The following is a 20,000-nucleotide window of genomic DNA, read 5'->3' on the forward strand; positions in this document are numbered from 1 at the left end:
GGGGCTTGCCCCCGATAGTGGTATATCAGTCACTGGGGATGTTGGCTGATGCATCGCCGTCGGGAGCAAACTCGCTCGCTACGGTCAGTTTTTTGCTGATAAACACTTGTAAATTCTCAGTCGACTCAGAAGAGTTTGCATGAACTTTTTCTGGTCAATTACAGGCTCGCTGAAATACGTCGCCATCGTTTTGAAAACTGCATCGAAGGTATTGTCAGCTGACAGGAAGTGCTCGATTGAGCTGATGAACCATTCTTGATCTGGCTCTGTGTATAACAGAAATTCCGGCTTCGTCAGCTCATCGAAAAGCTCAGTAAGTTCTTGTTCGTCGTTAACGTTTATTGAAGTGATGAGCGCTTCTTTTACCGGATCGTGAAAATTTTCTGTGCAGTAAGTAAATAGGAGGCCTTGGATGATGGATAAACTTGGTTTAAATTTCATTAAAGATCTCTTTGGTCGGCCTATCTTCGTTTGGAAAGCTCTAGACTTTTCGGTTCTCCGTATTAGTATTTTCTCTCTTGTAACTCTCGGCTGTTGGTATATTGCCTTGCCGAGTAAAATTCGGTATTTGTCCTATCAGCAGTTTTGCTATGCCACGACCTAAAAGGGTCTTGGTGTTATTCTCCGGTTTGCCCATCGGGCTGAATAACGCCGATCAGCTAGCGCTGGCAGTTTTAACAATGTTCGGGGCGATTTTTGTTTTTATGTATTTTTGCGGTGAGCCTTACGCTGGTGAAGAACTAAATAAACAGTGGGCCTAAGTTGAAGCGTCGTTCGGTCGTCGAATGAAGGTGTGATAGCTCTTTCATTCGATTGTTCTGAGTGAATAGGCTTTATGGCTTACTGATTTTTCGCCTGAAATAGATGTTTATCTAGTTTTTTTATCACGTGATCGAGCCATAATTTCCCAGATGCCCACTCGTGTAAATATCGGTAGTGGCAATATTGCTCGTGCAGTAGATTGTTTTTAAGCTCTTTCTCGTTTGTGTGGGAGTTTTTTAATTTTATAATCTCCTCTTTTACGGTGGTGATTATGTCTATGGGGGACTCTCGCAAAAATGAATCAATTGCTTCGTCAGCGGTGGAGTATTCCTCAGTCCAGTCTTGATTGAAGTACGCACCGAGAAATTGTTGTAGCTCTGTTAGATGTGAGTTCATAATATTGGGTATCCTGTCAGTAATAGGTAACCTTCTGGCATATCAGATTTTCTCTTTAGAACTAAAAGAAACTTATACGCAGGAATAGAAGCGTCGGTACCTCTAATAACGCTTACGCCTACGGGATGAACTGAGCTTTCTCTAATTATATGTTTTGCTTTCGTTCCTGCCAGGAATTCCACGACTTCTTGGCGGCGCGTAGTTAAAGTGTTAGAAATGAGAGTTCCTGCCTCCTCAATATTTCTGAAGGTAGACGCCGCATCGATGTTTGGTTCCAAGGTCAGCCTCTCAATTAGTTGTGCGTCCGTCTGCCCGACGTGCTTTTCAATTAAGTGACCGCCAGCGTTCTCATGAATCTCTAGTATATCGTCGGGGCATTTTCCAAGGACGCAAGCTAGTCCTAGCGGATCCACCCACCCCGTGGGGTTGGGCACATACTGGTACGCGTTGATTCCACCCGCCAGCTTCACCGGGTCCGGCGTCAGGTAGCGACCAATATCCGGATTGTAGTAGCGATGCCGGTTGTAGTGCAGCCCGCTTTCCTGATCGAAGTATTGGCCCTGAAAACGCAGCGGGTTGTCGATTTTTCCGACGTCCAGGCGGCTGATTTCGCCATAGGCGCGGTAGTGGGCGGACCAGACGATTTCGCCGTTGGGGGCGGTGAGTTCTTGTGGGGTGCCTAAGTGGTCGAGTTGGTAGTGGAAGGGCTTGGTTTGTTTGGGGCCGAAGCCTTCCAGTAAAGCCAAGGGCCTGAAGCTACCGGGTTCGTAGAGGTAGCTGCGATGCCGGTTCTTGTGATGCTCGGCAATCAGCTTGTCGCCTTGCCAGAAAAGCTCCGTGGTTATGTCATCAACGGTTTTACTGATACGCCGTCCAAAAGGATCGTATCGGTAGCTGGCAGTTTGTCCGTTGGGTTGCGTGATACCGATCAGCCGATGCTGACAGTCATAACGGTACTCGGTGACCAGTGCGTGCCCACGCCCACGCCGCTCACGGATCAGGTTGCCGAACGCGTCATAGTCATAATGCCGATCCCCCTGAATCATCAGCCGATTACCCGCCACGATGTCCGGGCCGGGGCGGTTTTGCATGAGCAGGTTGCCGGCCGGGTCATGGGCGAAGCGTTCTTGCAGGTCCTGGGAGTGGTCGGCGCGGGTGAGGCGGTTCAGTGGGTCGTGGGTGTAGTCGTGCTGACCCTTGCGGGTGTCGAGCAGGCGGGTGAGGTTGCCGGATTTGTCGTAGGTGTAGTGGCGTGCGTAGAGGTGGTGTTCCTGCTGGGTGACGGTGTGGGCGTGCAGGCGTTGTTGGTCGTCGTAGTGGTAGTGGCTAAGGAGCTGGCCTTGTTGGCGTTGGTGTTCCTGGCCGGCTTTGAACAGGTGGGAGGTGAGGATTTCTCCATTGAGTTCGACGGTGGCGAGGTGGCCGCCTTTGGCGTGATTAAAAACAACGCGGTTGTTGTCGGGCAGGCGCAGGTTTTGCAACTGGCCACAGGCGTTGTAGCCGTAGCGCAAAGTGCCCCAGCCTTGGTGTTCGGCGGTGAGGCGGTTTTGGCTGTCGTACTCGTAGGCCAGCGCCCAGTGACCGTCCTCGACACCGAGGAGGTTGCCTTGGCGGTCGTAGGTGTAGTCGACGGTTTTACCGTCGGGGAGGGTTTTTCGTACAAGGCGGCCGGCATGATCGCGCTGGTATTTAGTAACCAGCTGACTGCCGTTGTCGCCGTGTTCGGTCTTTTCCTGCAGATTGCCGTTGAGGTCGTAGACGTAGGCCGTGCGTTGGCCATCGAACCCTATCTCCTGCTGGATCAAGCCGTTTAGGTGGTAATCGAGTTTGTAGGTCTCGCCAACTTCGTTTTCGATTTCAGTCAGCAATAACCGCGCATTGTCGTAGCGATACTTGACCTGGGTGCCGTCGGAATTGATACGACGGCTGATCAGATGCAGCCCATCGGCATACTCGTAACGTGTAACGCGGCCTAACTCATCCCGCTCAGAGGTGATTTTTCCATAAGGGTTGTAGCTGTATTCCCTAAAAGCGCCCCCCGGCAACACCACCCGAATCAAGCGCCCCACGCTGTCCCACTGATACTGGGTCAGCGCGCCATGTTCGTCCTCCCGCGCCACCTGACGGCCAAGGTCGTCATAGCGATACCGCTTGATCCCACCATTCGGCAGATGCTCCTCAAGCAACTGCCCACGCTCATTCCACACCAGCCGCTGACAACTGTTATCCGGAAACCAAACCCCCGTCAGTTGCCCATATTTGTTGTAGCTGTAGTCGGTGCTGTGGCCTTCAGGATCAATCCTGCGGGTGATATCGCCCCTGTCATTTCGCTCATATTTCCAGACCGCCTGACCGCGCCTTACAACCCGTACGAACCCATTGTCATGCTCGTAGGACGTCGGCTCATCGTCCCCCGGAAACAACGCCACCAAACGCCCAGCGTCGTCGTACTGATAGGCCGTGATCGCGCCCAGCGGATCCTGTTCAACCGTCAGCCGGCCTTTTTCGTCGTAGGATTTGAAGTGTTCAGCGCCGTCCGGATCAACACGCTGCATCAGCCGCGCACGCCCGTCATGCACATAGACTTCCTGGCTACCATCGGCGTTAAACACCGTGACCTGGCCGTTGTCATCCCAGGCATAGCGGGTGTCCATCTGCGAAAAGCTGGCCCAGTGCCGGACGCAGCGCGCCGCCTTGCCAGACCTTTCCCACTCCCAGAAGAAACACGCCCCACCGGCTAACTGACGCTCAAGAATGACGTGCTGATCGTCGTAGCGATAAACCTCGCTTTCACCGACAGCGTTGGTCGCACTGATAAGCCGGCCAAGGTCGTCATAGGCGTAGGAAACAACGGTGTACTCGGTAACCCAGACAAACTCACCCGGCCCTTCGGCCCGATGAATCTGATAGTCCACACCAACAATGCGGCCCGACGAATAGCGCAAGAACAACGACCGCCCGACGCCATTATCCAAACGCTCAATGCGCCCCCTGAAATCCCGGGAGATACGCAGCCGGTTGTCATACGCATCGCTGATCGCTGTCAGAAAACCATTAACGAAATGGTAGAAGCGCGAGCCTTGCGCCAGCACTAATTCATCCGGCAACACCCCCAGATAAATCGCTGCTTCGGCCAAGCTGTTGGTGATCGCAGGGCGGGCGGAGGAGGGCAGTGGAAACTCAGTCGAGCGGTTTTCATGATCGGTCCACACCACCGAATCACCGGAAATCTCCAGCCGATGGGCCAGCGCATGGCTCCAGCCAAACCCCAACCCGCGATCCACTTCCACGGCGCTGGTGCGATACAGCCGCGTCCACTCGAACGGCAATATCCCATCGAGCGTGCCATCGGTGAGGGTGAGCAATTCCTCGCCGGTGACCATCGACACCGGGCAGCCGTTCTTGCACGTAGTCGCCGAGCAGGTCGCCGCATCGCCGTTCTGGTTTTTCCCGGACACCGGCACGTCATCGACCTGTTCCTGCCTGACCAGCACCGTGCGCTGTGTCTTTTCGCGCACCACCGGGACGGGGTTTGGAACCAGATTGTCCCCGGCCTTCAATGGCACATCGGGGATCGTCTTGATCGGCGTTGCAGGCCCACCCAGCCAAATCGGCTTACCCATCTCGACATGGTCATCCACCCGGGCTTTGCCGAATTGCTTGGCCATGTGGTTCAGCCAAGTGCGGGCAGCTTGCGACTTGACGCCCGCCAGCACCTTCGAGCTCAAGCGAATTGCCATGCCCATTCCGGCCGTCGCGAGCACCAGCAACAGGTTGATCAGCACTTCAAAGCTGATTTCACCCAGCAGTTCGTTCATGTACGGAGGTGGCAACATCCGCATCCAACTGACCATTGCGGCCAGGTAGATAAACAGCAGCGGCTCATCGCTGAGCACCAGCAAACCCTTTGCGATGGCGTCGGTGTCGAGCTTTAACAGGTTTTCAAACTCAACCTGGGACAGGTAATGCAGCAGTTGTTCGGCATGGGCCAGCGGAGCCGACAGCCATTGGAGCAGTTGTTCCAGGTTGTCCCAGAGCGCGTACAGCGCCTCGTTGAATCCGCGCGTGTAGGCTTGATAAAGCGACAGGTAGCGGTTGAGAAAGTTGGCTTCGGAGTAGTCCTTCCAAAGCGGTTCGAAGGTGTCGCGCCATTCCTTGCGCAGCCAGCCTTCCAGGGGGGCGATGACCGTCTGGTAAGAGGCATACAACGCCTTGAAATGTGTGGCGGAAACATTAGGGTAGAAGTTGACCCGGTATTGCTGGTTACGGTCGCACTCCATGACTTCAAGTATGCCGCTGGGCCCGATGGTTTTATGGATCGGTTCGCCCAGCGGGCCACCGTTCGGGTCGATGCGCTGCAACACCACCGGCGTATTGCCAATGGGCACGAACCGTGAGCTTTGGAACATATGCACCAGGGTCAGCGTACCGTTCGCCTGGCACGTTGCAGTGGTGCTGTTGGGCAGGATGGAGCGATTGATCGGCGCAACGAGCGCCACTTCATCGCCGACTTTGAAGACCTGTTCGATATCCAGGGCGGAAAAACTGAAAAAATTTTCGGCCCAGGCGTCGTAGGAGTTCAGGCAGCGCTTGAAGTCGCTGATAACGGATTCGACGTCGCGTGTCTTCGAATCCATGGCCGCCAGTACCAGAAAGCCAATGGTTTGGCTGGTAAGGGCGATCAAGAGCATGCCCCATGAAATGGGGGCTGAATAAATAACGCCATCTGCAATCCCTCGCACTGTGTATTCAGGCGAAGGACTTTGCAGTGGTTTTCGGGCGATATCTGTAGAGCTTGTCCCGTCATCACGTGGGACGCTTCAGCCGTTTGCGTGCTACGTGAGCGGGGGATGGACCTGTCATTTTTGGAAAAGACTCGAAAGCCCAGCTGTTCAGCGAACGCCGGTTAGACTTACCGGTCGATATCTGCAATACCCGGCCTGTCGCCTTTCAAGGAAGCCTTATGTTCTCAAGCCGCGTGATCCTGTGCCTTGCCGCTTTGCTGGTGCTGGCCGGTTGCTCCACAACACGCAACCCGCAGCAGCCGGAGCGCAGCGAAACCGAGGTGAAGGCGCAAATCGTGCGCCTGCTGCCGGCGACGGTGGCCGACCGCAACGGCTGGGCCCAGGACATCTACACCGCCTTCGATGCCCAGAAGATCTACCCCAGCACCGAGAATATCTGTGCCGTGCTGGCGGTGACCGAGCAGGAGTCCACTTATCAGGTCGACCCGCCCGTGCCGAACATGGGCAAGATCGCCCAGGATGAAATCCTGCGGCGTGCGGGGAAAGTCCACGTACCGGCGTTTGTCGTCCGCAGCGCGCTGCAACTGCGCTCGCCCACCGGGAAAACCTACACCGACCGCCTGAGCGCCGCGCGCACCGAGAAGGACCTGAGCGGCATCTTCGATGACTTCATCAGCATGGTGCCGTTGGGCAACACCCTGTTTGGCGGCTTCAACCCGGTGCACACCGCAGGCCCCATGCAGGTCAGCATCGACTTTGCGCAGAAGCAGGCCCGGGGTTATCCCTACACGGTGGATGGCACTATCCGACGCGAAGTCTTCACCCGCCGTGGCGGCATGTATTTCGGTATCGCGCACTTGCTGGGTTACCCGGTCAACTACGACCAGCCGCTGTACCGTTTTGCCGATTTCAATGCCGGCTGGTACGCCAGCCGTAATGCCGCGTTCCAGGCTGCGGTCAGCCGAGTGACGGGCACCGAGTTGGCGTTGGATGGTGATCTGATTCGCTACGGTTCATTGCTGCCCGGCACCACCGAGCTGGCAGTGCGTTCCCTGGGAGCGAAGCTGGACATGCGCAACCCCAGCATCCGCAGCCAGCTGGAGGAGGGTGAGAGCCTGGATTTTGAAGACACCACCCTCTACAAGCGTGTGTTTGCACTGGCTGACAAGGCTGCCGGCAAGCCGATGCCACGGGCGATCCTGCCGGGCATCGTGCTCAAGAGCCCCAAGATCACCCGCAACCTGACCACGGCGTGGTTTGCCAAGCGGGTGGATGAACGGTATCAGCGTTGCATGAAGCGTTGATCACGTGCGGCGTTTGACAAACCGGCGCCACAACCACACCCAAAGCCACACCACCGGGAACGCCAGGATCACAAACGGCAGCACATAACTGGAGCGCTCCAGAGCGTCTGCCGTACCATTGACCAGGTTGTCGCCGAGGTTGCTGAACATGCGGCTGAACCGCGACGGCTGGTTCGCACCGTCGGAGGAGCGGAAGTTCAAGGTCACGCGGTTGGTGTCGAGGCGGCGTTGCTGGCCGGCGGCGACCTGGGCCAGTTCCTGCAGTTCGTTTTCGATGGCCGCTTGTTCTTTGCTCAGGGCAATCAGGTCGCTGACGGTGATGTCCTTGCGCTTGGCCAGCTCATCCAGGCGTTGCTGTTGGGCCAGTAGGCGGTCCTGGCGGCGACGCACATCAGCGACGGCATCGGCCAGGTCCTCGGCAGTGGTGATGCGCTGCCCGAGTTTTCCGCCCTCGGCGGCCAGGGTAACCATAGGCTCCACACCGGTGGGGGCGATGCGCAGGATGATCTCGCCTCCGTTGCCGTCTTCGGTGATACCCAGGATGTTGCAGGCACCGAAGCGCGCAGTCTCACAGGCCTCGCGAGTTTCCTGCATGCGCGGGGCGAGCAGGGCGCCAGGCAGGGCGAGGGTCAGTTCATGTTCATAAGCCAATTGCGCACCGGCCCGGCTTTGTTCGCCGTTGATTACCCGGGCGCGGGAAGGGTCCTTGGGTGAGCAGCCTGCAATGGCCAGTGCCACTAGCAAGCACAAGAAGTAAGAGGTTGGTTTGCCGTCCAGATGGCGCATTGCGGCTCCTTGGGAGGTGCGGGGAAATTTGACGGCGATTAAACCGGGTCTGGCCGATTAACGCAAAGCATCAGAGGGGATTTGCGCGGCTGATGGTGATGGCCGACGGAGGGTGCCAGGCGTACACCTCAAGCCTGACTCCAAGGAAGAACTTGCCATGATCGCTCACACCGTGCCTGAAGGTTTTGTCTCGTTGCCACGCAGCAGTCCACTGCTCGATTTATTGGGCCCGGCTTACTGCCGGGGTGAAGGTTTACATCTGGAGATTGGCTTGCGTGCGGACAACCGCCATGCCAATGGACGCGGTACGGTGCATGGCGGGGTGCTGGCGACCCTGGCGGACGTCGGCATGGGCTATGCGATGGCGTTTTCCAGTGAGCCGCCGCTGCCGTTGATCACGGCGAGCATGACCCTGGACTACCTTGGGGCCGTGCAAGTGGGGGAGTGGATTGTGGTGCGGTTGGAGCATCACAAACGAGGGCGGCAGATGGCGTTTGCCACCGTGAGCCTGCAGGTGGGGGAAAAGGTGGTAGCGCGGGCGAATGCGGTGTTTGCCGTGCCCCAATCCGACAGGCAATAAAGATCAAATGTGGGAGCGGGCTTGCTCGCGAATGCAGTGTGTCAGTCACCCTATTCATGGCTGACTCACCGCTTTCGCGAGCAAGCCCGCTCCCACATTTGAACAGCGTTTTTCAGATAGAGCGCATTAAGAAAGGGCCCGGTTTTCGTGGAACCGGGCCTTTTCCGTGTTGCTCTTTGGATCAGCTGCGTTCGAGGGCGAGGGCTACGCCTTGGCCACCACCGATGCACAGCGTTGCCAGGCCTTTCTTGGCGTCGCGCTTGATCATTTCATGCAGCAGGGTCACCAGCACGCGGCAGCCTGAGGCGCCGATGGGGTGGCCGATGGCAATGGCGCCGCCGTTGACGTTGACCTTGCTCGCGTCCCATTCCAGCTCTTTGCCCACCGCCAAGGATTGCGCGGCGAAGGCTTCGTTGGCTTCGATCAGGTCCAGGTCGCCCAGGCTCCAACCGGCCTTGTCCAGGCAGCGGCGGGTGGCCGACACCGGGCCGATGCCCATGATCGCCGGGTCGACGCCTGCGTTGGCGTAGCTGGCGATGCGCGCCAGCACGGGCAGGCCGAGGGCCTTGGCCTTGTCGGCGCTCATCAGCAGCACCGCAGCGGCGCCGTCGTTGAGGCTGGAAGCGTTGCCGGCGGTGACGCTGCCGTCTTTCTTGAACGCCGGTTTCAGCTTGGCCAGGGATTCGGCGGTGGTGCCGGCGCGGGGTTGTTCATCCACCGCAAACGCCACCGGATCGCCTTTGCGCTGCGGGATCAGGATGGGTGTGATTTCATCCACAAAACGCCCGGCTTCGATGGCGGCAGCGGCTTTTTGCTGGGAGGCTGCGGCGAACGCATCCTGGGCTTCACGGCTGATGCCGTACTTGTCCACCAGGTTCTCGGCGGTGATGCCCATGTGGTAGTCGTTGAACGCATCCCACAGGCCGTCGGTGATCATGCTGTCGATCATCTTGGCGTGGCCCATGCGCAAGCCGGTGCGCGCGGCGGGCAGTACGTAAGGGGCGAGGCTCATGTTCTCCATGCCGCCTGCGATAATGACCTCGGCATCGCCACAGCGAATGGCCTGGGCGCCCAGGTGCAAGGCCTTGAGGCCCGAACCGCAGACCTTGTTCAAGGTCAGGCTCGGCACCGCGTGGGGCAGGCCGGCGAGGATCGAGGCCTGGCGCGCCGGGTTCTGGCCGCTGCCTGCGGTAAGCACCTGGCCGAGGATTACTTCGTCGACCTGAGCCGGGTCCAGTCCGGTCTGTTCCAACAGGCGACGGATCACGGCGGCGCCCAGTTCCGGTGCCGGGATATTTGCCAGCGAACCCTGGAAGCTGCCCACGGCGGTGCGGGTGGCAGCAACAATCACGACGTCTTGCATGGAATCTGTCCTCACTGGAAGTGCATTTCTGGAACGTGGTCCGGGACGATCAGTTTACCGGCCGTCTTGCTCACAATCTCTTCAACGCTGACGCCAGGTGCGCGTTCCTTGAGGACAAAAGCGCCATTTTCGATTTCCAGGTACGCCAGGTCCGTCAGTACGCGCTTGATGCAGTTGGCACCGGTCAGCGGCAGGCTGCATTGGCTGAGCAGCTTGGACTCACCGTCCTTGGACGCGTGGGTCATGATCACGATGATGTTTTCTGCGCCGGCCACCAGGTCCATGGCGCCGCCCATGCCCTTGACCAGCTTGCCAGGGATCATCCACGAGGCGATGTTGCCTTGTACGTCCACTTCGAAGGCGCCCAGCACGGTAAGGTCGACGTGGCCGCCACGGATCATTGCGAAGGATTCGGCGGAGGAGAAGATCGACGCGCCGATGCGTGCGGTCACCGTCTGTTTACCGGCGTTGATCATGTCGGCATCGATGGTTTCTTCGGTAGGAAACGGTCCCATGCCCAGCAGGCCGTTTTCCGATTGCAGCATCACTTCCATGCCTTCGGGAATGTAGTTGGCCACCAGTGTCGGAATGCCGATGCCCAGGTTGACGTAGAAACCGTCCTGCATTTCGCGGGCGACGCGTTGAGCCATTTGTTCGCGGGTAAGCGCCATGTGTGTTTCCTCTTATTATTCGGGCTGGGGGCGGATTATTTGCGCACGGTGCGCTGTTCGATGCGCTTCTCGAACGTGCCGCAGATGATCCGGTCGACGTAGATGCCAGGGGTGTGGATCTGCGCCGGGTCCAGCTCGCCCGGTTCGACGATTTCCTCGACTTCGACCACGGTAATCTTGCCGGCGGTGGCGGCCAGCGGGTTGAAGTTCTGGGCTGTATGGCGGTAGATCACGTTACCGAAGTGGTCGGCTTTCCAGCCTTTGACGATGGCGAAGTCGCCGGTGATGGACTCCTCCATCAGGTACGGGCGGCCGTTGAACTCGCGGGTTTCCTTGCCTTCGGCCACAGGGGTGCCGACACCGGTAGCGGTGAAGAAGGCCGGGATACCGGCGCCGCCTGCACGCATTTTTTCGGCCAGGGTGCCCTGTGGGGTCAGCACCACTTCGATTTCGCCGCTGAGCAATTGCTTCTCGAACAGGGCGTTTTCACCCACGTAGGAGGCGATCACCTTACTGATCTGTTTTTCTTCGAGCAGCACGCCCAGGCCAAAACCGTCGACGCCGCAATTGTTGGAAACCACAGTCAGGTCGCGGGTGCCTTTGCGCTTGATCTCGGCGATGAGGTTTTCTGGAATGCCGCACAGGCCAAAACCACCGGAGAGGACGGTCATGCCGTCTTCCAGGCCTGCCAGCGCTTCTTCATAGGACGCTACGCGTTTATCGAAACCTGCCATATGCACCTCTTTTATTGTTTGTGGTCCAGCCAGTGATCCGAGTGTTGCGCCGACGGATTGATTTGTTAAGTTGTTTTTTAGGGATGATTGATTTAAAAAACAGCATAGTCGTCCAACCGCCCGGAGCAGCCTCATGACCGTTAAACAGATGCGGGCCTTTCTCGCTGTGGCCCAATCCCTGAGTTTCGCCGCCGCCTGCGAGCGCCTGCACCTTTCCCAATCGGCGTTGAGCCTGACCATCAAGGGCCTGGAAGAAGGCTTGGGCGGGCGCCTGTTCAGCCGCAACACGCGTAATGTGGCCCTCACGCCTGAGGGCGAATCGCTGCTGCCCCTGGCACGCCGGCTGATCGCCGATTGGGACAACGCCGAGGACGAACTGCGCCAGCGCTTCACCTTGCAACGCGGGCGGGTGACCGTGGCAGCGATGCCCTCATTTGCGGGCAACCTGCTGCCGCCGATCCTGAAGATATTCCGCGCACGTTACCCGCAGGTGAACGTGACGGTGCATGACCTGATCAACGAGCAGGTCATGGAGATGGTCCGCGACCGTCAGGTCGAACTGGGTGTGGCGTTCGAGCCCTCGGAGGGTTCATCGCTGGCGTTCACGCCCTTGTACCTGGACCGCTTCATTGCGGTTGTACCCGGCGACTCACCGCTTGCGCAGCGCGATGACATCGACTGGAAGACCCTGTTGGAGCAACCATTCATCACCCTGCAACGGCCTTCCACGGTGCGGGTGATGCTGGAGGAGCACCTGGGTGCCCTGCAAATGAAGCTGCCGGTTGCGCTGGAAAGCCATCAACTGGCGACCGTGGGCAAGATGGTTGCCAGTGGCCTGGGCGTCAGCGCGGTCCCGGCGTTGTGCGCGCAACAGATGGAAGAGGCGGGTGCTCATTGCATCACCCTGAGTGACCCCGTGATCGAACGGCCGATTGGTGTGTTGACCAAGCCAGGGCATGAACTGTCGGCTGCGGCGCAGGTGTTGTTCGACATTTTCCGTGATGAAGCTGCGAAAGGCCGATTCCCACTCTGGCCTGTGTAGGAGTCGGCTTGCCAGCGATGGCATTCTTGAACAGATCGCCACTTTCCAAGGCCGCAATCGCCGCGGTGCGACGATTCGACAAGCCGGCTCCTACAGGGTTTGTGGAGATATTAAAAAATTAGGGTAATAAAAAAGTCCGCTCGGTTAACCGGGCGGACTTAGTGTGCTAACTAATAGTTAGTAGTAGCGGTCGATCACTTTAACTTGCGAGCTGTCCTTGAAAGACGCCCAGGCGTTGTTAAGTGTCTCGAATACATGTTCGATAAAGTTGCGATCGGCCGCGGCCTTCTTGCCGACATAACCCTGGCCACGGCGGTACATCTTCAGGCGCGCCGCCAGTTCACGGTTATTGCGGTCAAACTCGGCTTCTTCGGTGTGGGGCGCCAGGCAGTCAATTTGGACTTCGCCCGATTTACCCACCCAAAGGATATGGTCGTCGAGTGTGTCTTTCTGCGCTGCGAACATCTCAGCCAATTCATCGATAGTTGGTTGGTTGTTCAGATTCATGTGTAAGCCCCTTGACCAGTTGGCGATCTATCAGTTGGTTCGTTAAAACTTCGTAAGTTGTCTTCGGTTGCGAAAACCGGGCGTCAGCGACGGTCTGCCGAATACGGGCAGGGTCTTGAACCTGATGCATGTAGTCTTGCTGATGAACTGCTACGCAATGCTTTCATAACGAAGACAAGCCGCATTTGAGCGCCTTGTACCGAGCCCTCCGGGCCGGTCAGCTTCATCAATCTGCCTTGTGGGCAGTGCACATCCGGAAAAAACAGCTCGGCGGTCAGACGAGCTCTTTCAAAACGCTTGTTGCCAACGCTCCCGATCCGGGAGACGTCTCGATAATGCAAGGACAAAAGGGTTACGTCAACGGTTATGTAGTGATTATTTTTGATCACTACATAAATGGCTGTAGGGACGGGAGAATGCGTGAAAACGTGACTTGGGCGTCATTTTCTGGCGTGCTGGGTCGTTGAGCTGGCCCCAATCATTCCTGGACGGTGGGTGTATCGAATGAAGGGTAATCTGACAGCAGGTGAAGCCACTCCATGTGGAACCAGGGTGTGAATTGCGCTGGGGATTCTGAAAGCCGGGCCGAGATTTCGGCGCGAGTCCACCATTTGATCTCACTGATTTCCTCTGCCGCCGGGTTGGCCGCCGCGTCAGACTGAGCAACCAATACATGACAAAACTCGTGCTCCGCACCGATCGAGCCAAAGCGAGCATGATATTCAAAACTGTACAGAAACCGGCACGAGGCAGAAATGCCCAGTTCTTCGCGCAGACGACGAGAGGCGGCATCCGTAATCGTCTCGCCGGGTGCCGGATGGCTGCAGCAGGCATTCGACCAGAAACCTGGCCAAAGCATTTTACCGGCAGCACGACGTTGAAGTAGATGACGTCCGGCGCTGTCGATCAGATGGACCGAAAAGGCGCGATGAAGCTGACCCTCCCCCAGGTGTGCGGCACGTTTGTCACACACGCCGACTTGCACGTCTTGTGCGTCAACTAACACTACATGATCGATCATTCTGAGTTCCTTCGGTGTAATGCACGGCGCTCCGCCGTTCTACCCACGTCCAGGGGCTTGTCCCCAGGCGCTGACAAATGTCAATGCAGTGTCGGTGAATGTTGGATCGGCACGCAGGTGGGTCATGGCCTCCAGGTCATCCTGGGTGAGTAACCCAAGTTTCAGCAGCGCCGGCCCAGCCTGTAGGGTAGTTGAGGCCCAGAATGTATCGGCAGGGCTGTTATCACCGATTCGGCCTTCAAAGAGGCGATGCCCTACGTTGGAGAGTCCCCTGTCACGCAATCGGTCAGGGAGCGTATCGGCCCAGAGCATGTCGGAGCCTATGGATTTTGTCAGAAGTGTGATGCCGGCTTGGGCGACTTTTCGGAACAATGGGTGCGAGGTTTTCAAGCTCGGCTGTAGGCTCACGTCTTCGACCACCAGCCAGCCACCAGGGCGAAGCCAGGTGACGGCGCGCGTCAATATGTCTTCCCGTTGGGGGAGGTGGCACAGGAGCGCCCTGGCGTGTACCACATCAAAAGAGGCCACAGGAAAGTCATCGGTAACGGCATTGTGGGTGAGCACCTTTATGCCGGGTATATCGGCGAGGAATCGGGTATCGATATCGGTCGCCGTGATTGTCGCGTCAGGGTATCGCTGGGCCAGCCAGCCAGTGAGCGACCCCGCACCGGCGCCGAGATCGAGGATGTCAGGCTTGCACGGAAGGTTGAGCTGGTCGAAAACCGTTTGGCTCTGTGGGTCAAAGGCGCATTCAAGCGTGCGCAAGCGTGCCAATTGGCCGGCGTGCTGGTCGCCGAGATAGCTGTCGGTGTAGCCGGGGGCAGCAGTGGTCATAGAGCGACCTCCAGTCGGTCGGGGCAGCGGTTCAGAAAGCCGTGTTCCGAGGGCTGGAACCCTGGCGCCCAGCGCACGTCTGGAAAGGTCTGTAGCAGCATGCGAGCGCCGATCGTGATTTCCATCCGCGCCAGCATGGATCCCAGGCAGAAGTGACGCCCTGCGCCGAACGCGAAATGATTTGTTGCCTGATCGGTGCGCGACAAGCTGAAGGTGTCCGGGTCGGTGTATTGAGCCGGATCACGGTTGGCCGAGCCGATCAGGCAGGCCAGGGTCGCACCGGAAGGAATCGTTCCCGACGGCAGTTGCAGCGCCTCGCGGGCCTCGCGGAGTACGAGTTGCAAAGGAGGGTTGCGTCGCAAGGTTTCGGTGAGCGCAGTGTCCATCAAGTCGGGATCAGCCATCACGGCGTCTTTGACGCCGGGTTCGCTCAGCAGGTTGACAATGAGATTTGCGAGGGCGCCGTGACTGGTCTCGCTACCTGCAGTCATCAGAATTGCGCAGTAAGCCCGGACGAAGGTTTCAGGCAATGGTTGGCCGTCAATCTCTGCCGCCAGGAGCTGTGAAATCAAATCATCTGCAGGTTTAGCGCGGCGGGCGTCGATGTGTGGCTGGATGAAATCGTAGAAATTGTCTCGATTGGACAACCCCCCGGTCAGCAGGGCCGGGTCCTGTCGATAATTGCCCATGTAAGCGAAGCCGATCGCGCACCAGCGCTTCAGCCGCGCTACCTCCTCGCAGGTGTCAGCCGGCAGGCCCAGTGCGTGAGCCATCACCCGCACGGGCAGTGCTGCAGTGAAGTCGGCGATAAGGTCCACCTGGGCCCGGCCATGCATGCGTGCCAGCAGGTCAGTGGTGACCGAAATGATGGATGCTTCAAGCGCGGCCAGGGCTTGGCTGCGAAACGATGGGCTGAGCAGTGCACGGTGCTGAGCGTGTTCACAGCCGTCCATCGCCACGAGAGTGTGTCCCAGCAGCGGCCCAATCTGCCAGGCGTAGTTATTGTTGCTGGCTTGCGGATGAGTCAATGCAGCTTTGACATCCACATACCGGCTGACCAGCCACACGTCCGTGGGCTCGTCGTAGGTGATCGGCAGAGTGGTACGTAAACGTTCATACAAGGGATAGGGGGCGATTTCGAACTGCCTGGATTTCAGCGTGGGTGGCGTAAGTGTCAGGTCCACTGTCCGGTTGGCCTGAGTTGTAGCGCCGGTGGTGTGCAGGTGGTAGCGAGAAACGGTCTGGTGCCAGTCACCCGCTGCCCGGACAACCTGTCGCAGCCGGTCCGGCTCGGTTGCAGCGGATGGCAGGTGATGGGCTGGGCGAGTGGCGACAGCCGTGAACGCCGTGATCGCGTTGACCACCATCTGATGCGCAGAGTCGATCGCGGCTGGCCATTCCATGCCTGCGCTGTCCGCCAGTATCGATACCAGGTTGAAGTGCTCACCACACACCACATCTTTGGCAATCGAATGGATATCGTTCGTCCAGGCAATGATATCGGCACTGTGTCCGCGCAGTGTGTCCCACCATTCGATGTCCGCTGGAGGCTGGTAGGGGTCGAGTGTTTCGGCGGCATCTATCAGATCAAAAAAGAACAGTGCGCCGAACGAATCCCGGCGCAATGGCAGATATTCGGCCAGCGTGAGCACCGCGTCGGTTTCACGCATTCGCACCAGCGTCACCTGGGCGCGCAGGTGTCGGATCAGGTGCCGTACAAGCCGTTGCCGCCAACCGTCGTTACCCCAGTGTCTGGTGCGTGGCCACAGATCGTTGGCCAGGACAGTCAGCATCGGGTCATCAAAACGGCTCATTTCACTGGAGGGATGCGTGCCATCGTTCTCGGTCACTGCCTGCACGGCGGTGACGAATCGCTCCAATGCACCGTTTTCCGCCCATGGCCCGTCATCAATCCGATCATCCAGCGTAAGCGCCCACAGATACCAGCACACCAGCGTCTCGGCTCGGTGTGTGGGGGCTTGTCCGCACAACGCCATCCCCAGCTCGAGCAGCGGCGTGGTGTTTAACCGATGCGCACCGCGTCGACCGATCAAGCCATGTTGCTGTGCCCAAGCGAGGGCATGCGCCTTCAACTGATCGTTGTCGGAACGGGGCGGCGGACCGGCAAAAGGAAGCCGAATCTCTGGAATGATCAGTGATGTCGGTGGTAAATGACGGCCGTGGCGGACACAGGGGCCGCCTTCGAGGTGTACCGTTGGCATGGCGCTCTACCTTGAATCAAGTTTTTATAAGGATCGTTTGGCGGCAACACCCGAGCGGTTCCGTTTTCTGCAAAATGGAAGGCTTGGAGGGTGTTTCTGAGCAATTGGGGCGGTCAGTGCGCGTTTGGAGGGATCGTTCGCTGGCGGGGAGGTGTAAGGCGTTCGAGATTGAGCCATGGCCTGGAGTATCAGCCATAGAGCGTCCCTGTGTCGTATACGCAAAAAACTCCATTGTTCGGCCAACCCGGCTATTCAGACCGGCAGACTTTACTGGAGGACGAAATGCTCAAGATGTAGGAGTTAACTGTGGTCAGCACAGGAAACGGCTCCCATGGCGCGGGCATAAAACCCAACCCCGGAGCGTTTGGTATGTATACCGCGTGTGCCGCCTCGTTGCGGCACACGCCTTCGGGGTCTCTACTCCCCGCGGATGTACTGCTCCAACTGTTTGATCAGGTCAGCCTGGTCGGCAATGGCTTCCTTCACCAGGTCACCGATGGACAGCAGGCCCAGCAGTTTGCCGTCTTCGACCACGGGCAGGTGGCGCAGGTGACTGTCGGTCATGATGTTCATGCACTCATCGACCTTTTTATGGGTGTCGACGGTGATCACCGGAGAGCTCATCACCTCATGGACCTTGGTGGTGACCGATGACAGCCCCTTGAGCATGATTTTGCGCGCGTAGTCACGCTCACTGATGATGCCTACCACTACACCGTCCTGGACCACCGGCAAGGCCCCGACGTTTTTCTCCGACATCCGCACCAGCGCTTCAAACACGGTATGGTCGTGCTTGATGGTGTGGACGTCCTGGTTTTTCTGGTCCTTGGCTTTGAGCACTTGTGCGACGGTTTTCATGGCGGCCACTCCGATGTTGTTGTTAGTGGGTCAGGGTCCCCCTACAGAATCCTAGACGGCCCACGCCGTCGCAAGGTCCAAAGCGGCGTCAAACCCGTCGAAAAACGTCATTCCCCGGATTTTTTTGCGCTTTACCCTGCATTTTTCGGCTTTTTCGCCCGTTTCGGGCCCGTCGCTGCCTTGCGTGGGGCACTCTTGCGTTTCTTTTTCCAGGGGGTGGCACTACGGCCTGCGGGGCTGGCCGGTGCGGTGATGGTCATGCGCATTCCGTTGCAGCGCGCCACCTGCTTGCTCATCCAGGCCGCCTGTTTGGCAACGAATTCCTCCAGGCTCATTTCACCGCTTTGCACCATGTCCAGTGCCTGCTCCCAGATGGCCGTGGTGCCCGGGTCGGCGATGGCGCGGGGCACTGCGTCGATCAAGCTGAACGCCGCCGCTGTGGCCGACAGGGCCTTGCCGTTTTTCACCAGGTAACCACGATCCAACAGCCCCTGGATAATTCCGGCGCGGGTGGCCTCGGTGCCGATGCCGGTGGTGTCCTTGAGTTTTTGCTTGAGCAGCGGGTCTTCCACCAGCTTGGCGACGTTCTTCATCGCCTTGATCAGGTCCCCTTCGGTAAAGGGCTTGGGCGGCTGGGTCCACAGGTCTTTCAGGTTGACCTTTGCCACCGCGTAGTGCTGGCCCTGCACCAATGTCGGCAACGCTTGAGGCGCCGGCGCTTCACGCCCCTTGGCCGGGGCCAGCGCTTCAGGCAATGCGCGTTTCCAGCCCGGCTCGATCACCACCTTGCCCACCGCGCGCAACGCAAAGCCGGCGCAGTCGAAATCCGCCTGGGTGCGATCGTATTCATGGTTGGGCAGGAACTGCGCCAGGTAGCGCGCACGAATCAGCGTGTACACCGCCCGATGTTTGCCGGTGAGTTGGCTGGCATCCTTGCCGGCGCCAGTGGGAATGATGCCGTGGTGCGCGCTGACCTTGGCGTCGTTCCAGGCCCGTGAACGGCGCTGGGCATCGAGATGCGGCATCAGCTCATTCACGGCCGCGTCTGCGCGCCCGAGTGCTGCGAGGATCTTCGGCGCTTCGCTGTGCTGGCTCACCGGCAGGTAGCCGCAATCGCTTCGCGGGTAAGTGATGGCCTTGTGGGTTTCGTAGAGCGACTGGGCGATATCCAACGTTTCCTGGGCGCCGAGGCCCAGCTTCTTGGAGCAGATTTCCTGCAGGGTGCCCAGGTCGAAGGGCAGGGGAGCCACTTCGCGCATGCGCTCGGTGCGCAGTTTTACCAGGCGTGCACGGGCGGCGTTGCTCATCGCGTCTGCGGCTTCCCGTGCCAGTTGCGGGTTGAGGCAGCGGCCCTGGTCATCACAGGCATCCTCGGCGGCGCGCCACTGGGCGGTGAAGGTCATGCGTTCATGTTGCAGGTCGACGTCGATGGCCCAGTAGGCCACCGGCACGAAGTCGGCAATGCTGCGGTCGCGGTCCACTACCAGGCGCAAGGTCGGCGTTTGCACGCGGCCCACGGGCAGCACGCCTTGATACCCGGACTGGCGCCCGAGCAAGGTGAACAGCCGGCTCATGTTCATGCCGATCAGCCAGTCGGCGCGGGAACGGCCAAGAGCCGAGTGATACAGGCTAAAGGTTTCTGCCCCCGGTTTGAGTGCGGCGAGGGCCTTGCGGATGGAAGCGTCATCCAGTGCCGACAGCCACAGGCGCTGGATAGGCCCGCGATAACGGCAGTGCTCCACCAGCTCACGGGCAATCATCTCGCCTTCGCGGTCGGCGTCGGTAGCGATCACCAGTTCCTGGGCTTCCCCCAACAGGCGCTTGACCGCCTTGAATTGGCTGGCGGTCTTGGGCTTGACCCGCATCTTCCATTTTTCCGGGATGATCGGCAGGTCCGCCAGCACCCAGCGTTTGTACTTCTCGTCGTAGGCATCGGGCGGGGCGGTTTCCAGCAGGTGGCCGATGCACCAGGTGACGGTAACCCCGGTGCCTAGCCAGCACCCGTCGCCACGGCGGCTGGCGCCGAGCGCGGCCGCAATGTCCTTGGCCTGGGAGGGTTTTTCACAGAGGTACAGCCGCATGGTCAGCCCATTCGTTACACAGTTGAATGGGGAGCAGGATGGGCAAAAGAAGGGATTTGATCAACCATTATCTGGATGGATATACAGCAATTTG

Annotated in this window: 16 protein-coding genes; 3 read left to right on the plus strand and 13 right to left on the minus strand. The window is 58.7% G+C overall.

The window, feature by feature from the left end; all coding sequences use genetic code 11:
- Positions 1–84 precede the first annotated feature (84 nt).
- From ACVWVP_RS22855 to ACVWVP_RS22865, 3 genes are all read right to left on the minus strand, one after another.
- Positions 85–441, minus strand: a complete 357-nt coding sequence (locus tag ACVWVP_RS22855; protein ID WP_457408174.1) for a hypothetical protein — start codon at positions 439–441, stop codon at positions 85–87.
- A 399-nt stretch (positions 442–840) separates the two neighbouring features.
- Positions 841–1,158: a contact-dependent growth inhibition system immunity protein gene (locus ACVWVP_RS22860; RefSeq protein ID WP_457408176.1), complete on the minus strand. Its 318-nt coding sequence runs from the start codon at positions 1,156–1,158 to the stop codon at positions 841–843.
- A complete protein-coding gene (locus ACVWVP_RS22865; protein ID WP_457408346.1) occupies positions 1,155–5,795 on the minus strand; it encodes an RHS repeat-associated core domain-containing protein in 4,641 nt (1,546 codons plus the stop codon). Before ACVWVP_RS22865 ends, ACVWVP_RS22860 begins: the two co-directional genes overlap by 4 nt.
- Before the next feature lie 326 nt (positions 5,796–6,121).
- On the opposite strand from ACVWVP_RS22865, the gene ACVWVP_RS22870 reads away from it, so the two are divergent.
- Positions 6,122–7,207, plus strand: a complete 1,086-nt coding sequence (locus ACVWVP_RS22870; RefSeq protein WP_457408179.1) for a DUF1615 domain-containing protein — start codon at positions 6,122–6,124, stop codon at positions 7,205–7,207.
- Here the strand turns inward: ACVWVP_RS22870 and ACVWVP_RS22875 are convergent, their stop codons facing one another.
- Positions 7,208–7,993, minus strand: coding sequence for a DUF4349 domain-containing protein (locus ACVWVP_RS22875; RefSeq protein ID WP_457408181.1), 786 nt, complete (start codon positions 7,991–7,993; stop codon positions 7,208–7,210).
- A gap of 157 nt (positions 7,994–8,150) precedes the next feature.
- Here ACVWVP_RS22875 and ACVWVP_RS22880 point away from each other — a divergent pair, with 157 nt between their 5' ends.
- Entirely contained in the window at positions 8,151–8,573 is a 423-nt protein-coding gene (locus ACVWVP_RS22880; protein WP_178923439.1) for a PaaI family thioesterase, read from the plus strand.
- Between the two features lie 181 nt (positions 8,574–8,754).
- Here ACVWVP_RS22880 and ACVWVP_RS22885 read toward each other — a convergent pair whose 3' ends face one another.
- From ACVWVP_RS22885 to ACVWVP_RS22895, 3 genes are read right to left on the minus strand one after another with little or no spacing between them, the layout of a single operon-like run.
- Complete coding sequence (locus tag ACVWVP_RS22885) at positions 8,755–9,936, minus strand: acetyl-CoA C-acetyltransferase (RefSeq protein WP_178923441.1); 1,182 nt, start codon at positions 9,934–9,936, stop codon at positions 8,755–8,757.
- A gap of 11 nt (positions 9,937–9,947) precedes the next feature.
- On the minus strand, positions 9,948–10,607 hold the full coding sequence (locus tag ACVWVP_RS22890) for a CoA transferase subunit B (RefSeq protein WP_003211625.1): 660 nt from the start codon (positions 10,605–10,607) through the stop codon (positions 9,948–9,950).
- 35 nt (positions 10,608–10,642) lie between these two features.
- Complete coding sequence (locus tag ACVWVP_RS22895; protein WP_010211319.1) at positions 10,643–11,341, minus strand: CoA transferase subunit A; 699 nt, start codon at positions 11,339–11,341, stop codon at positions 10,643–10,645.
- Between the two features lie 133 nt (positions 11,342–11,474).
- Between ACVWVP_RS22895 and ACVWVP_RS22900 the strand changes: the two genes are divergently transcribed.
- Positions 11,475–12,383, plus strand: coding sequence for a LysR family transcriptional regulator (locus tag ACVWVP_RS22900; RefSeq protein ID WP_178923443.1), 909 nt, complete (start codon positions 11,475–11,477; stop codon positions 12,381–12,383).
- 177 nt (positions 12,384–12,560) lie between these two features.
- Here the strand turns inward: ACVWVP_RS22900 and ACVWVP_RS22905 are convergent, their stop codons facing one another.
- The 6 genes from ACVWVP_RS22905 to ACVWVP_RS22930 all read right to left on the minus strand — a co-directional run bounded on the left by ACVWVP_RS22905 (position 12,561) and on the right by ACVWVP_RS22930 (position 19,906).
- On the minus strand, positions 12,561–12,890 hold the full coding sequence (locus tag ACVWVP_RS22905) for a hypothetical protein (protein ID WP_176997554.1): 330 nt from the start codon (positions 12,888–12,890) through the stop codon (positions 12,561–12,563).
- Positions 12,891–13,368: 478 nt separating this feature from the next.
- Positions 13,369–13,911, minus strand: coding sequence for an isopentenyl-diphosphate Delta-isomerase (gene idi, locus ACVWVP_RS22910; RefSeq protein WP_457408183.1), 543 nt, complete (start codon positions 13,909–13,911; stop codon positions 13,369–13,371).
- A 39-nt stretch (positions 13,912–13,950) separates the two neighbouring features.
- Positions 13,951–14,745: a class I SAM-dependent methyltransferase gene (locus tag ACVWVP_RS22915; RefSeq protein ID WP_457408185.1), complete on the minus strand. Its 795-nt coding sequence runs from the start codon at positions 14,743–14,745 to the stop codon at positions 13,951–13,953.
- A complete protein-coding gene (locus ACVWVP_RS22920; RefSeq protein WP_457408187.1) occupies positions 14,742–16,967 on the minus strand; it encodes a cytochrome P450 in 2,226 nt (741 codons plus the stop codon). The genes ACVWVP_RS22915 and ACVWVP_RS22920 overlap by 4 nt, the downstream gene beginning before the upstream one ends.
- Positions 16,968–17,384: 417 nt before the next feature.
- Complete coding sequence (locus ACVWVP_RS22925) at positions 17,385–17,825, minus strand: CBS domain-containing protein (RefSeq protein WP_078047822.1); 441 nt, start codon at positions 17,823–17,825, stop codon at positions 17,385–17,387.
- 131 nt (positions 17,826–17,956) lie between these two features.
- On the minus strand, positions 17,957–19,906 hold the full coding sequence (locus tag ACVWVP_RS22930; protein ID WP_457408189.1) for a DNA topoisomerase III: 1,950 nt from the start codon (positions 19,904–19,906) through the stop codon (positions 17,957–17,959).
- Between the last annotated feature and the right edge of the window lie 94 nt (positions 19,907–20,000).

This window comes from Pseudomonas sp. TE24901 (assembly GCF_054058375.1).

Excerpts from the sequence above, each read along its gene's own strand:
- ACVWVP_RS22880 (WP_178923439.1), top strand. The coding sequence starts at position 8,151 with ATGATCGCTCACACCGTGCCTGAAGGTTTTGTCTCGTTGCCACGCAGC.
- ACVWVP_RS22930 (WP_457408189.1), bottom strand. The coding sequence starts at position 19,906 with ATGCGGCTGTACCTCTGTGAAAAACCCTCCCAGGCCAAGGACATTGCG.
- ACVWVP_RS22855 (WP_457408174.1), bottom strand. The coding sequence starts at position 441 with ATGAAATTTAAACCAAGTTTATCCATCATCCAAGGCCTCCTATTTACT.
- ACVWVP_RS22895 (WP_010211319.1), bottom strand. The coding sequence starts at position 11,341 with ATGGCAGGTTTCGATAAACGCGTAGCGTCCTATGAAGAAGCGCTGGCA.
- ACVWVP_RS22905 (WP_176997554.1), bottom strand. The coding sequence starts at position 12,890 with ATGAATCTGAACAACCAACCAACTATCGATGAATTGGCTGAGATGTTC.
- ACVWVP_RS22885 (WP_178923441.1), bottom strand. The coding sequence starts at position 9,936 with ATGCAAGACGTCGTGATTGTTGCTGCCACCCGCACCGCCGTGGGCAGC.
- ACVWVP_RS22900 (WP_178923443.1), top strand. The coding sequence starts at position 11,475 with ATGACCGTTAAACAGATGCGGGCCTTTCTCGCTGTGGCCCAATCCCTG.
- ACVWVP_RS22870 (WP_457408179.1), top strand. The coding sequence starts at position 6,122 with ATGTTCTCAAGCCGCGTGATCCTGTGCCTTGCCGCTTTGCTGGTGCTG.
- ACVWVP_RS22890 (WP_003211625.1), bottom strand. The coding sequence starts at position 10,607 with ATGGCGCTTACCCGCGAACAAATGGCTCAACGCGTCGCCCGCGAAATG.
- ACVWVP_RS22865 (WP_457408346.1), bottom strand. The coding sequence starts at position 5,795 with ATGGATTCGAAGACACGCGACGTCGAATCCGTTATCAGCGACTTCAAG.
- ACVWVP_RS22925 (WP_078047822.1), bottom strand. The coding sequence starts at position 17,825 with ATGAAAACCGTCGCACAAGTGCTCAAAGCCAAGGACCAGAAAAACCAG.
- ACVWVP_RS22915 (WP_457408185.1), bottom strand. The coding sequence starts at position 14,745 with ATGACCACTGCTGCCCCCGGCTACACCGACAGCTATCTCGGCGACCAG.
- idi (WP_457408183.1), bottom strand. The coding sequence starts at position 13,911 with ATGATCGATCATGTAGTGTTAGTTGACGCACAAGACGTGCAAGTCGGC.
- ACVWVP_RS22875 (WP_457408181.1), bottom strand. The coding sequence starts at position 7,993 with ATGCGCCATCTGGACGGCAAACCAACCTCTTACTTCTTGTGCTTGCTA.
- ACVWVP_RS22920 (WP_457408187.1), bottom strand. The coding sequence starts at position 16,967 with ATGCCAACGGTACACCTCGAAGGCGGCCCCTGTGTCCGCCACGGCCGT.
- ACVWVP_RS22860 (WP_457408176.1), bottom strand. The coding sequence starts at position 1,158 with ATGAACTCACATCTAACAGAGCTACAACAATTTCTCGGTGCGTACTTC.